The organism is Aeromonas aquatilis, from assembly GCF_054052405.1.
On record NZ_JBSTYP010000163.1, the window covers coordinates 1 to 504 of the forward strand.

The window sequence follows — 504 nt, forward strand, 5'->3', positions numbered from 1 at the left end:
GGTTGTGTCGCCTGAGCAGTGCGCGACCCTGGAGAACGACCCGCGTCTGGTGGTCGTCCGGTTGGCTGAAGACGCCAGCCTTCAGGCAGGTGATGCACCATCGGCGCCTGGGGATCTGGACGCAACACTGGGCGTCCTGACCGGTTCGGGCTATCTGGCGGGAGTCGCCACACTGGCGGGCAAGGTCACGCCGCTGGCCGAGATGAAGGTCGATGAGCTGCGCGAGCTGGCGGTGCAGATGGGTATCCCGGAGGCGACCAAGCTCAAAAAGGCCGAACTGGTGACAGCGATCGCGGCGACCGAAGTGCAATACCCGGTCAAGGATGAGCAGTCATCTGGTCAGAACGGAGAGCAGTGATATGTATGCCAGCGTCAATGACATGGTGATCCGCTTTGGCGAGGCCGAGTTGCTGCGCCTGGCCATGACGCCGACCGGTGAGCTGGATCAGGCGGCCATCACCATCGCCCTGCAGGATGCAGGCGCCTTGATCGATGGCTATCTGG

Annotated in this window: 2 protein-coding genes; both read left to right on the plus strand. The window is 63.3% G+C overall.

What is annotated here, in order from left to right:
• Positions 1-358: Rho termination factor N-terminal domain-containing protein (locus ACW5W8_RS23805; protein WP_498630881.1), on the plus strand; the 358-nt coding region annotated here is incomplete at its 5' end.
• Position 359: 1 nt separating this feature from the next.
• On the plus strand, positions 360-504 hold a 145-nt coding region (locus tag ACW5W8_RS23810; protein WP_498630883.1), incomplete at its 3' end, for a phage protein Gp36 family protein.